The organism is Priestia aryabhattai B8W22 (assembly GCF_000956595.1).
GTDB classification, from domain to species: domain Bacteria; phylum Bacillota; class Bacilli; order Bacillales; family Bacillaceae_H; genus Priestia; species Priestia aryabhattai.
In genome coordinates, this window is the sequence record NZ_JYOO01000010.1 from 49,760 (window position 1) to 62,443 (window position 12,684).

Annotated in this window: 11 protein-coding genes; 4 read left to right on the forward strand and 7 right to left on the reverse strand. The window is 38.3% G+C overall.

Translation table 11 applies throughout. The features are described 5' to 3' along the window. Nucleotides 1-38: 38 nt before the first annotated feature. A complete protein-coding gene (gene hmpA, locus N178_RS09840) occupies nt 39-1,220 on the reverse strand; it encodes an NO-inducible flavohemoprotein (RefSeq protein WP_045291985.1) in 1,182 nt (393 codons plus the stop codon). Nucleotides 1,221-1,436: 216 nt separating this feature from the next. Between hmpA and N178_RS09845 the strand changes: the two genes are divergently transcribed. After that, on the forward strand, nt 1,437-1,886 hold the full coding sequence (locus N178_RS09845) for an Rrf2 family transcriptional regulator (RefSeq protein ID WP_045291986.1): 450 nt from the start codon (nt 1,437-1,439) through the stop codon (nt 1,884-1,886). A gap of 173 nt (nt 1,887-2,059) precedes the next feature. Further along, entirely contained in the window at nt 2,060-2,191 is a 132-nt protein-coding gene (locus tag N178_RS25865; protein WP_016762840.1) for a YflJ family protein, read from the forward strand. 48 nt (nt 2,192-2,239) lie between these two features. Here the strand turns inward: N178_RS25865 and N178_RS09855 are convergent, their stop codons facing one another. Both N178_RS09855 and N178_RS09860 read right to left on the reverse strand, forming a co-directional pair. Then, nucleotides 2,240-3,325, reverse strand: coding sequence for a nitric oxide synthase oxygenase (locus N178_RS09855; RefSeq protein ID WP_045291987.1), 1,086 nt, complete (start codon nt 3,323-3,325; stop codon nt 2,240-2,242). 99 nt (nt 3,326-3,424) lie between these two features. Further along, entirely contained in the window at nt 3,425-4,357 is a 933-nt protein-coding gene (locus tag N178_RS09860) for a D-2-hydroxyacid dehydrogenase (protein WP_045291988.1), read from the reverse strand. A gap of 261 nt (nt 4,358-4,618) precedes the next feature. On the opposite strand from N178_RS09860, the gene N178_RS09865 reads away from it, so the two are divergent. Further along, entirely contained in the window at nt 4,619-6,175 is a 1,557-nt protein-coding gene (locus N178_RS09865; RefSeq protein WP_045291989.1) for an ABC-F family ATP-binding cassette domain-containing protein, read from the forward strand. A gap of 295 nt (nt 6,176-6,470) precedes the next feature. Here N178_RS09865 and N178_RS09870 read toward each other — a convergent pair whose 3' ends face one another. Then, nucleotides 6,471-7,265 carry an amidase gene (locus N178_RS09870; RefSeq protein ID WP_237758434.1) on the reverse strand — a complete coding sequence of 265 codons (795 nt, stop codon included), beginning with the start codon at nt 7,263-7,265 and terminating at the stop codon, nt 6,471-6,473. A gap of 163 nt (nt 7,266-7,428) precedes the next feature. Next, nucleotides 7,429-8,766, reverse strand: coding sequence for an ATP-binding protein (locus tag N178_RS09875; protein ID WP_045291990.1), 1,338 nt, complete (start codon nt 8,764-8,766; stop codon nt 7,429-7,431). A gap of 368 nt (nt 8,767-9,134) precedes the next feature. Here N178_RS09875 and msrA point away from each other — a divergent pair, with 368 nt between their 5' ends. After that, the gene (gene msrA, locus N178_RS09880; RefSeq protein ID WP_045291991.1) at nt 9,135-9,650 is read left to right on the forward strand and encodes a peptide-methionine (S)-S-oxide reductase MsrA; all 516 of its coding nucleotides are present in this window, start codon (nt 9,135-9,137) and stop codon (nt 9,648-9,650) included. Between the two features lie 49 nt (nt 9,651-9,699). Here msrA and N178_RS09885 read toward each other — a convergent pair whose 3' ends face one another. Then, nucleotides 9,700-11,337: a family 14 glycosylhydrolase gene (locus tag N178_RS09885; protein ID WP_045291992.1), complete on the reverse strand. Its 1,638-nt coding sequence runs from the start codon at nt 11,335-11,337 to the stop codon at nt 9,700-9,702. A 103-nt stretch (nt 11,338-11,440) separates the two neighbouring features. Next, nucleotides 11,441-12,595, reverse strand: coding sequence for an endonuclease (locus N178_RS09890; protein WP_045291993.1), 1,155 nt, complete (start codon nt 12,593-12,595; stop codon nt 11,441-11,443). Between the last annotated feature and the right edge of the window lie 89 nt (nt 12,596-12,684).

Here is a 12,684-nt window from a genome sequence, read left to right on the forward strand (position 1 = left end):
ATTGTCTACTGTTAGCTTTTTACCCTTTTTCCATACATTTATGCGGAAGGAGTCATACTCATTTTCGGGCCAAACGATTCATACATGATATTTTCTTGGGAAATACCCATTTCTGCTAAGCCTTCTAACACCATTTGCGTAAATGAAGAAGACCCACAAACATAATAATATGCATGTTTATCGCCGGCATATTTAGCTAGCTCTTTTTTAGTTAAGCGACCATACGTTATGTTTTCATCATGCTGATCTGTTTGCGCTTGACTATAGAAAACGTGTTGTTCAAACGTATATTTCTCTGACAACGATTGAAGCTCTCGTTTCATTGCATGAAACTGCTCATTTTTAGCACTGTGAATAAATGTTACTTCTTGATTGTTTTCCAATGCTTGATGAAGCATTGACATCATTGGAGTAATCCCTACACCTCCGCTGATAAATACTGATTTATTATTTTCTTTTAAGACAAAGTCTCCTGCTGGAACGCTGACTTCAAGCAAGTCTCCTTCTTTCAATTGATCATGTAAATAAGTTGACACGACCCCGTCTTCCATTTGTTTTTCTCGTTTTACGGTAATTTTATAGTATGGCTGGTTTGGATAGCCAGATAAGCTGTACTGGCGAATGGATAAATACTCTTGACCAGGAATTCGTACACTCACATACTGACCTGGTAGAAAAGCTGGCAGCGCTTTTTGATCAGGTGATACTAAATAAAACGAGTACACGTCTTCTGCTTCTTTTATTTTTTTATGAACCATTAATTTTTTATAATCTTTCCATCCTTTTTCTTCGGCTTCTTCATATAACTCTTGCTCCACACTTATGAATACGTCTGCAATGGCACCGTAAGCTTCTTTCCACGCTTCCATAATCTCATCGGTCGCAGCTTCTTTTAAAACATCTTTAATTGCCTTTAATAAGAACTCTCCTACAATCGGATAGTGCTCTGCTTTTACGCCGATACTGCGATGTTTATGGGCAATTTGCTTCACAACTGGAAGCAGCGTTTCAAGCCGATCGATGTACTGCGCAGCAGCATAAACTGTATTAGCTAACGCCATTTGCTGACGTCCTGTTTTTTGATTTGTTTGGTTAAATACATTTTTTAAAGAAGGATACTGTTCAAAAAGCATTTCATAAAAACGAGTTGTGATTGCTTGACCATGCTTTTCTAAAACAGGAACTGTACTTTTTACAATAGAAATAGTTGTTTGTTTCATAACTTTCGCCTCCGAAAGATTCATTTTTAAAAGATATATTTTTAATACATCTTTATAATACTCATATCCGACTTAAAAAGATATATTTTATATACATATTTAAAAAAATGTTCACAAATTCACTCCTGCAAAAACGAGAGCATTCTTTCTGTATTTCTTAGATATAGACATGCTATTATAGATATATCAGCTGCTGATAAGAGAAGAGGTAAAAAGATGAGGCTCACACAATATACAGATTACTCACTGCGAGTTTTATTATATTTAGGCGTTCGCGATAATAATAAACTAAGCAATATAAAAGAAATTGCTGAAGCATATAATATTTCAAAAAACCATCTTATGAAAATCATTCACGAGCTTGGGAAACTTGGCTTAATTGAAACGATCCGAGGACGAAACGGCGGTATTCGTTTAGCTCAGCTTCCAAAAGACATTAATATTGGAAAAGTGGTACGTCAAACAGAAGAAGATTTTCATATTGTTGAATGTTTTGACCGTGAAGGAAACTTCTGCATTATTAGCCCCGTCTGTAAGTTAAAAAGCGTTTTGCATGAAGCCACGCAAGCCTTCATTAAGGTTTTAGATCAGTATACATTAGAAGATCTAATCCAAAATAAAGACGAATTAAACCTCCTCCTTCTATCTCAAAAAAACGAGGAATGATCAAACTAAAATTTCTCTGAAATCATTCTCGTTTTTTCGACCTTTTTCCCTTTCATCATAAAATAAAAGATGTTACAATGAGGCACGTATTGGAAAGACAAGATGTCTCCATTCGAGCAGACAATGAACCTCATTCTGTTCATCCTAAAAAAATGACGAAAGGGTGTTTGAGTATGCACGTAGGAAGCAAAGGCTGGTATGTTGAGGAACTTAAAAAACGAGGAGTTCGCAACCATGAAGGCCGCAAAGTGGAAAAGTACAAAACATATGTACTTGCTAACTTGCTTGATAAACACAAAAATTAATTAACTTGTAATAAGAGAGTACAAATTTGTACTCTCTTTTTTGTTCATTTAATAAGCAGCGTCTTGATAAAAATAATTTGGTGATAATACTTTATTTTTATAAGGCTTATGAAAAATATGCGTGGTTGCTGGCGAAACCGGTGGGATTAACCACGTCCAGTTCCCAGTCACTTCCCGGCCATTTTTTTGCTCTCTTTCTTCAAACAAGTGAAATTGCTGAGCAGCCGTATGATGATCTACAATGCTAACACCTTCTCGTTTGAAAGAAGAAAGCACCGCAACGTTTAATTCGACAAGGGCTTTGTCCTTCCAAAGCATAGCGTTGTAATCCATGTTCAATCCCATCATAGAAGCTATTTTTGGAAGTTGATTATAGCGATACGTATCCGCTAAATTTCGGGCACCAATCTCAGTCCCCATGTACCATCCATTAAATGGTGCTGCAACGTAATCAATCCCTCCAATTTCTAGCTTCATATCTGAAATCATCGGGACAGCGTACCATTTTAACTGTAAGTCTTCAAATTCAGGAAGTTCTGGATGCGTAATAGCTACTTCTTTCACTAAATGTTTTGGAATCTCAAAACATCGAGGTGATGCTTCATTAACTTGCAGAACCAAAGGAAGAACATCGAAGTGAGTTTTCTCACCTTCCCACCCCAGCTTTTGGCAAACCACCGTGAACGCAACAGAATCAGGATCTCCTATCACACCATATTCCGTCTCGTACCCCGCATAGCGGATTAGCTGATGATTCCATATTCTAACCGGCTCTTTTGCTTTCATTTTCGGTTTAAACACCGTAATAGTAGGCCGGATTTTCCCATCATTTGTTGCATATTCAATATGGTGAAACAAGGCGTCTCTTACCTCTTCAACTGTGCTTGCCTCTCGCTTATCAAATACATTGAGCGATTGCCAAAATAGTCGTCCGATACATTTATTGCTGTTTCTCCAAGCCATGCGAGCTCCATGCTCTAACTCTTCAAATGTATGATCATAATGTCCGAGTGACATAATTTGCTGATGAATTTCTTTTAATCGCTTGTTTTTGTCCGCTTCGCTTTTTTCAAGTTCAGCGTAGCACGTCTCTATAAATACACGTGCTTGTTCAAATAATTCTTCTTGCTTCAACGTTTGTTCCCCCCTAGAAGAACAGATTTCATTCTTTTCGTCCAAGAAAAGCAAGTTTCAGTATACCATTCTCATAGCGGAAACGCGCATCATAATGCTTTAATAACCTCTTTCAATATTAACCAAGTTAGAAGGCAATTCGCCTTGCTCAACTTTTTGCAGCGTTTCAACAAAGCACTCTACGGCTTCTTCAGGCGTAGTCACCGCTGAAATATGAGGTGTTATGATGATATGTGAATGATTCCACCAAAAAGATTCTTTCGTTAACGGCTCATGCTCAAACACGTCTATGTACGCTTTTCGAATACGCTTTTGCTCAATAGCCCCTACTAACGCATTTTCATCTACAGTTGCACCTCGTCCAACATTTATAAAATATGCATTCTCAACTAAATTCATCCATTTTTGATTAAAGTAGCTTTTTGTTTCATTCGTTAGCGGCATTGTACTAATAATCCAATCAGCTTCTTTTAGCAAGTCTCTCTCATTTGAAATCGAGACCACTTGATCAAATGACGGCTTTTCATTTCCACTTTTAGATACTCCTATCACTCGTACACCAAAAGATTTTAAAACGGCTGCAAGACGTCCGCCGATTTCACCTGTTCCGTAAATTATGACCGTTTGAGCAGAAAGCTGCTGAGGCTCCACCACTTTCCACTGCTTTTGTTTTTGCTGATGCTGAAACTGTGCGTGGTGCTGAAGTTCAGCTAGCATATAGCTAAGACAATATTCACTGATTCGCTGACCAAATGAACAAACCGTACGTGTTAACATCACACTCTTTTTCCAATTCCCACTTTCTAAGAACCGATCGACTCCTGCGCCGAGAGAATGAATCCATTTGAAGCTATGGTCTTCAAAGTAATCCGTTGGACCGAAGGATAAAAGCGCGTCAGCCCAGTTTAAATCTTCCATTGTAACGTCTTTCTCTTCCATAAATCGAAACGTCTGAGACAGCTGCTTTTGTTTGATTATCTCCTGCAACTCTTTATGCATTCTTCCTGCCACTAGTATGGTATGAATGTTCATTTCTTTTCCCCTGCCTTTTTATTCTTCTATATACTCTATTTGAATAATTCGATATGACCGTCCCTTCGTCATGAAGGATTTTTACATTGATATATATATAGTATGAATGAAGAGAAAGGAAGACGCGAGTGAATTTTATATGACGTTCAAGGCTAGAAAACTCATATGGATTTATGTATATAAGTTCGCTATAATCGTTATGAATCAATTTGTTTATAACGAAACGTACGATAGATATTTTAAAAGAAAAGGTGTGTCAGCATGAGTGTATTAAACGTAAAAAATCTAAGCCATGGTTTTGGTGACCGTGCGATTTTTAACGATGTATCATTTCGATTGTTAAAAGGTGAACACGTCGGCTTAATTGGAGCAAACGGCGAAGGTAAATCAACATTTATGAACATCATTACAGGCAAGCTAGAACCGGATGCTGGAAAAGTAGAATGGTCCAAAAAAGTGCGCGTTGGCTATTTAGATCAGCACACGGCATTAGAGCGCGGGCTTTCTATTCGTGATGTACTAAAAAGTGCTTTTCAATATTTATTTGATTTAGAAGCTCAAATGAATGGCCTCTATGAGAAAATGGCGGATGTATCACCAGAAGAACTTGAAAAACTATTAGAAGAAGTCGGTACGCTTCAAGACCTCTTAACAAATAATGACTTTTACATTATCGATGCAAAAGTCGAAGAAATTGCACGCGGATTAGGATTAGAAGATATCGGCTTAGACCGTGATGTACAGGATTTAAGTGGCGGACAGCGTACAAAAGTATTGCTGGCCAAATTATTGCTTGAAAAACCAGAAATTCTCTTACTTGATGAGCCTACAAACTACTTGGATGAACAGCATATTGAGTGGCTACGACGCTACTTGCAAGAATATGAAAATGCCTTTATTTTAATTTCCCATGATCTTCCATTTTTAAATAGCGTGATCAATTTAATTTATCATATGGAAAACCAAGAGTTAAATCGCTATGTAGGAGACTACGACGATTTTATGAAAGTATATGAGATGAAAAAGCAGCAGCTTGAAGCAGCTTATAAAAAACAACAGCAAGAAATGGCAGATTTAAAAGATTTCGTAGCGAGAAACAAAGCACGCGTGTCGACACGAAATATGGCCATGTCTCGTCAAAAAAAGCTCGATAAAATGGAAGTAATTGAACTAGCTCAAGAGCGTCCAAAACCAGAGTTTAACTTTAAGAGTGCTCGTACTTCAAGCAAATTAATTTTTGAAACATCTGATTTAGTGATTGGATACGAAGAGCCGCTTTCTAAGCCACTGAATTTAAAAATGGAGCGAGGTCAAAAGATTGCCCTTGTAGGAGCAAATGGAATCGGGAAAACAACTCTTTTAAAAAGTATTTTAGGAGAAATCAAACCGATTTCAGGCTCTGTAGAAAAAGGCGATTACCAGCATATCGGCTATTTCGAACAAGAAGTCAAATCGGCTAATTACAATACGTGTATTGAAGAAGCATGGAATGAGTTTCCTCACTTTACCCAATATGAAATTCGTGCAGCTTTAGCTAAATGCGGCTTAACAACAAAACATATTGAAAGTAAAGTAGAAGTTCTAAGCGGTGGAGAAAAAGCAAAAGTTCGTCTATGTAAGCTGATTAACAACGAAACCAACATTCTTGTACTGGATGAGCCTACAAACCACTTAGATGTAGATGCGAAAGATGAATTAAAACGAGCTTTAAAAGAATACAAAGGAAGTATCTTAATTATTTGCCACGAACCTGAATTTTATCAAGATGTGGTCACAGACGTGTGGAACTGCGAATCTTGGACGACTAAATTATTTTAAAAAAACGGGTTAAAAAAGGCATATCTTTTAGAAAAAGTGGGAATGATAAGATTAAGTTCCCCCCCTTTGTGTGAGTAGCCATTTTTTAAATGGTTACTTTTTTTATGTATAGTCCTTTAATAAAATGGCTATATTGTATCTATACTCCCTAAACCCAAAAAGGCCGCTGCAGCGATGCAGCGGTCTTTTCATTGTCATGGCTTCATCTGTAGCCAGCTATCAAAATGATGAACAGCTATACTGCTTGGAGGATTTTCAGCTTGACACTCCGTAAACAACATACCCAGCTCTTGCATCATCTTTTCTTCTCCTTTAGCAGAAAAGAAATGTATTCTCCTTCATCTGAAGCCATCGTTTCTACCCCTATTTCAATCGGAGTGGATAGTACACGTCCCCACTTGCGTTCATTTTCTGTTATTTCAGCAATGCCGTTTTCTTTATCTGCGTGGTTCCGGTACGCCATAATTGTGACTTCATCAGCGTACTGAATAATCCACCGCCCCAGCGAACCGGAACCGTTGCTATTTTTGAATGGAACTTCGTCAAACCAAAACGGGATATCTACAGCAAGCGGCAAGTGTAACTCATGAGACTGTACAGCGGCTTGAGAAATAACATATTGATACTGCAGAATACTTTTCGCGCGATTATTTTCCCAACTTTTATACAAATAAGGCTCTACATCCAAATGAACCCCTGAAAATTGCTGTTGCTCGTCTGCTTCTGCTTGGTAAGCTGTTATCCAATTAAAAAATGCTTCCTGCTCTTCTATACCAGAAGGCCCTATCCAATAAGGAGCGCCGTCAAGTGCGTAAACACTTATGCCCTGGGCTTGTGCTTGTTGGATAAAATGCCGATATACGGAAGGTAAAAGATGAGTATCAATTTGTAAATAAACGTTTGTCACCTTTTTTTCTTGAAGCTTTTCGAGGATAGCTTCTTGGTTCAGCATCCATTTCTTTGTATCCCACACCCACGTCGACAGCGGTATATTTATCTCTGCATTCACCTTTGATCCACATCCTATTCCTTTCCCCATATTACACAGCCATACAACCACCAGAAAAATAAGAACGCACTTGCTTTTCACACTCTTTTTCCTCCTTTATACGAGCCAGAACTCATATAAAGAGAGTCTGACAGCTTGGCACAACTTTATGGTGAATTTCCCCCTTAAATCTGTAGCTTTTAGCAAACTCCTCCTTATCAATTTTTTGCAGCTTAATCTCTATACGTTCTATCGGTTGCTTGATTTATTTCTCTATATCTTTCTTATTAAATAAATATGCCTGTTTTGGATGGTTTGGCTGATTTGGATATTTCAACTGTAATTGTCCTTTTCGTAATAGCTTTGTTAAATAATTATTACGTACTCCATCCGGCGTTCTTTCTAGTAAATAAGCAAACTCTTTAAGCATGAGCGGTTTTTCTTTACATAACTCAAGAATAATATGTTCCATCTGATTCGGCGAAAGCCGTTTTTTTTCACGAGCCAGCGCTGCAATATCCCATAGCTTCGTATCAATATTCTCTACATTTACCAAATTAGAAGAATTCTCTCCTTGTTCATTATTATAGGAGTTATGATTATTATTATAGGAGTTAACATCGTTATTGTATAAGTCACTCTCGTTATTATAGTAGTTATCTTCCTTATTCAAGGAATTAACATCGTTATTGTATGACTTTAACTCCTCTATTAATTCTTTATTATAGGAGTACTCGTTTTTATTATAGGAGTCTTTTTCGACATCGTTTTCAGGTGTATTTTGATATTTTTCGACATCTTTAAAATTATTTCCCGAATCATCTATAGACGTATTATAAGTGTCTTTTTCAGAAGAACTTACCTGTCTTTCTTGAGTGGACAGAGATAACATGACCACTGTACGATGCATAGAAACATCTTGATCAATAGCCGGCGTTTTATAATGATGCAGGCTCCAATTTTGCTTTACTTTTTTCAAACCAGAGCCCGAACGTTCACATAGCCCTAGTAAACTAAATAGCTTAACGATATTTGGGTTTCGAAGCTGACTAACGGTATTGCTAAAAACTGAATCTGTAGGTACTAACAAAAGACCTGGATTAGAAAAAACGTAATGAGAAGGTTGCTTTTCTAAAATAACGCCGCCCTCGCCATTATAATCTGCATGAATAAGCATATTAATCAAAACTTCTGTTAAAGAGGAAGCGATTGACGGCTGAGGTTCGCTATTACGAACAATTTCATGAATATGAAAATAAAAATCAAAAATATTTCCTGACCACGTCCCGTCTTGAGAGGTAAAGCGCTCTGTCCATTCTTCGTTCCCTTTACTTTCCCGGTATTCTAAAAAGTATTGTGGTAAAACTTCTGTGATAATCCGTTCTTCACTGAATAAAAGTAGGCCTGCGAGTGTGACTCCCTCTTTATGGGTATCTCTAACCTTTCCCCAAGCTCCTACTTTGTATAAAAACTCCTTTGTTTCAAGTGCATTCCAAGGATGAGCTGGTTTTACTTCAGCAAATCGATCCCGGTAGCTTTTGATCGTATCAAAATTTAACTCGTTTAATCCATAGTGCTCTAGGATGAGATTATCTTGTAACATATTCAACTCTCCTATTATCTTTGTATATTTATTTAACAGCGCGAATATGCTGCTTCTTACCTCTTATTACTCACATACTAATTTTATTTATCTAGATGCTATCAGCATTCTAAAGTACTGCGCGTAAATTGTAATGCTGTCGCGCAATCCCTTCTAAATCGATATATACATCTTATCTATTCTATCATTTTTTCTTTATTCTCTCCTTCATTTTTCAATCTTCAAAGCAGCCGAGTTTATTGTGTAAAAGCTGTGGATAAACATAAATATCCACAACTTTTACACAACCTACAAACCCTTTTCTAGCTGTTTCAATATAAATTTGATATAATACCCTTCATAACAACGGAGTAAGTGAGGGATTACGTATGGAAAAAGCTACATTTGCAGGTGGATGTTTCTGGTGTATGGTTACACCTTTTGAAGAGCTAGAAGGTATTCACGGCATTGTATCAGGATATATGGGGGGAACTGTGGATAACCCTACTTATGAGCAAGTGAAATCTGGCACAAGCGGTTACTACGAAGTGGTTCAAATCACATTTGATCCTGAAGTGTTTCCCTATAAACGTTTATTAGATCTTTATTGGCCGCAAATCGATCCAACAGATGATGGAGGTCAATTCCAAGATCGCGGCTCGCAGTATCGAACAGCAATTTTTTACCATAACGACGGCCAAAAACAAGCAGCTGAAGAAACAAAGCTAGGGATCGCAGAAAGCGGACGTTTTAAAAAACCAATCGTCACAAGCATTCTTCCTGCCTCTACGTTTTATGAAGCCGAGGAGTATCACCAAGATTTCCACAAGAAAAATCCAAAGCACTATAAAGAAGACCGCGCTAAGTCCGGCCGGGATGAATTTATTCAAACGAATTGGAAATAATTTTTATGTTCAAAACAAAGCCGCATAGCATTTGCTATGCGGCTTTGTTTTACCAATTATCCGTATAAGTCGTTGTTGCCGACGGCACGCTCCAATATTGCTGTGCAGGCTGCCATGCTTTTAACGATCCATCAGCTCTCTTCACGATTGCTTTAAATTGAACACTTTGACTGGCAGGAAAATAAACGGTGCCTCTCCAATCGGCTGTAGATGAATTGTATGTTAATTTAATTGGATAAATGGACGTATCCCACTTACCTAGCTCAGCTCTGTCTCCAACAATATAAACCGTTTCTCCTACCGTAGTTGGCGCATTTTTTACTACAACCGTTTGCGCAACTGGTGTAACGCCCAGCGTATTTTTAAATTGCCCCATAAGCGTATCATTGTTAATGACATCGTAGAAACGAAGCAAAGTAAATCCAGCAAAATTATAGTTAAAGGCCATTTCCGCTGCTTTTTTATATTGATCTTCACTGCCTATAGTCAAAGCATTTTCCCCGTTTAAAACAATTCCTTTTGCATCCGCAATACCTGCTACTTGGCGTACAAGCGTCTTTGGCATAGAATATTCCGGATAATTTCCGCTGTCCGTCATTTCTAAGCACGTAAACGTTATATCTAATTTAGCTGTTTTAAACGCGTCCAAAAGCGCATTGTAATCATTATATCCAGCAGGTTTTTCTGCAGCATGAGGAATCGTCGGATTATTGTACTGCCAATGAATTCCTGCCACTTTTGCACCGATTGGTACGTTAAAGGTGGCATCAAAAGCCTGATGAGCTAACTGTCCAATACGTTTTGTGTGATCTTCCAAAGCCCCTTGATACCATGCTAAGAAATCTTTTCCATAAGCTGTTGAATAACCATCTTTTAAGAACTGATAGCCATCTGATGGCGGTAAAATTTGCGATGCAGAGGTTAAATTGGTTCCCCATGCCTGATTAACGCCGGCGAGTGAACCGTATTTAGTCAAAGCATATGATTGAAACTTGCTTTTGGCGAAGTTCGTATACACTTGAAATTTCCCTCTAGACGGATAGCCGGTTCCGTCTGCTGCTGTATAGGATGGATAACGAATTTCACCTGCAGGGCCTCCGGATAAATAGATTTTAGCAATCACGTCTTTATAAGGTGCTAACGCTTGCGCAAATGCCGTATAGAGCTCTCCGTATTGTTTAGAAATAACGTCAGTTGCAAGCGGGCTTAGCGTTTCTTTATTTATCGTACCTGTTTCAGATTTAAAGTAAAGGCTGTCATCACTTTTTAAGTTCCATACCCAAGACGGAAGCGGAACGTTACAATCATCTCCAACATTACCGCCGCACTGATGAGTAGAAATAATAGGAACGATCTTTATACCTGCATTACGAGCAGCTTGAGCAAAGCGCTGCGCATAGGAAAAATCAAACTGCTGATCGCCGTTTTTCTCCATATCTCCCCACCAGAAGTCTACTGTCACTGCATAAAATCCATTTTGTTTCGCTTTGCGTAAATCGTTCTCAAACGCTTCCCATGTTGTATAGTCTGTTACCTTTTTTAAAGGCGCCATTAAGTAGGTTTTGTAACCTGGATTCATTGATTTTCCATCTACGGCAGCTGCTCCGTTAATTGGATTCAAAATGAAAGCGTTAACAAAAATAATCATTAAAACGAAAGCCAACCCTTTTTTACATAGCTTTTTCATATCTTCCCTCCATTTTTCAAAATCACCTATAGGTATTCGGCGGATCCTGGTTTTTTCCTTTTTCTTTTATAAAAAAAGACGCCCTGCCAGGACGCCTTCTTTATTAGTTCCAAATCTCGTTTACCCATTCAGGGTGATCAATAAATGGATTGCGGTTATGCTGATAGTCTGAATAAATAATATCATTTCTGCGTCGTTCTCGATCATCTACTGGGTCTTGGGCGTTCCATTGAAGAAGCACAGATAATTTCCCATGATAAGGAGCAGTGCCATTATTCACTGCGTTATTAAGTTCTAAGTCAGGCTCATCACTTACATCGCCTTCATAGCGCACGGCCATATAAAACAGCATACGAGCCACATCACCTTTTACTTCATCTCGAGGTTCCCATGAATCACTGTCAAAATAATTTCCGAGTGCTTCGCTATGTTCCTTCCCTCCGTTATCAAAATCTAAGTTTCCTCTCGTGCCATTTACAGACACATCGGTTGGACGTAAATGATGAAGATCTGTTCCAGGTCCCATAGCTGTTCCAAAATCCCCGTGAGACTTTGCCCAGACGTGCTCACGATTCCAATCGTCCACTCCGCCTCCATTTGTACTCTTAGCCTGTGAACGCCCCGTGTAGAGCAAAATAACGTTATTTGCGTTAGCTGGATCTTCATCCGTTTTCTTTAAAGCTTCCCATACGGCTGAATAAGACAGTTCTGTGTGATGATCAATAATGTTATGAAGCTCTGTCTTTAAGGTATTTCCTGTTTTTCCAGCTGCGGTACGATAATAGTCTTCTACTGGAACGGTTGGCTCTGTGGGATCTGGCGCCGGATCAGTTCCTCCTGTTTCTGTACTAATAGAAGTAATTGATTTTATTCCTGGGTGTGAAAAATAAGGAGTGAGTGTGCCCGTAACAGTAAGACTTTTCCCTTTTAACTCTGAGTGACTTTGAAGTCCAAATGTACTTCTCAAATTTGAAGGAATTTGAACGTACACCATCTTGTCTGTATTGGTTTCATTTGCACTGTCAGCAAGAGCAAGTGCATAATCGTTTGGGTAATTGCTCGTAATAACTGTAGATGTGCCTGTAGGTTGACCTACTACATATCCTTTAACAGCTTGTACACTGTTGTTTTGATTTTCAAGAGCTTGTGACACAGATAAAGATGCGGCTGCTTGACTAACAGGAGTTAAGCTCACTGCAAGAGCAAAAACAAGCAGGGACATTACCCATGTTTTTTTACACAGAGCATATAATCTCACTTTTTTATTCCTCCTAATGATAGGTTTGAAAACTCGTTTCCTTCCACCTCTTTATATTATTTTTTCACTGTGAATTCCCTGCCTGTTTT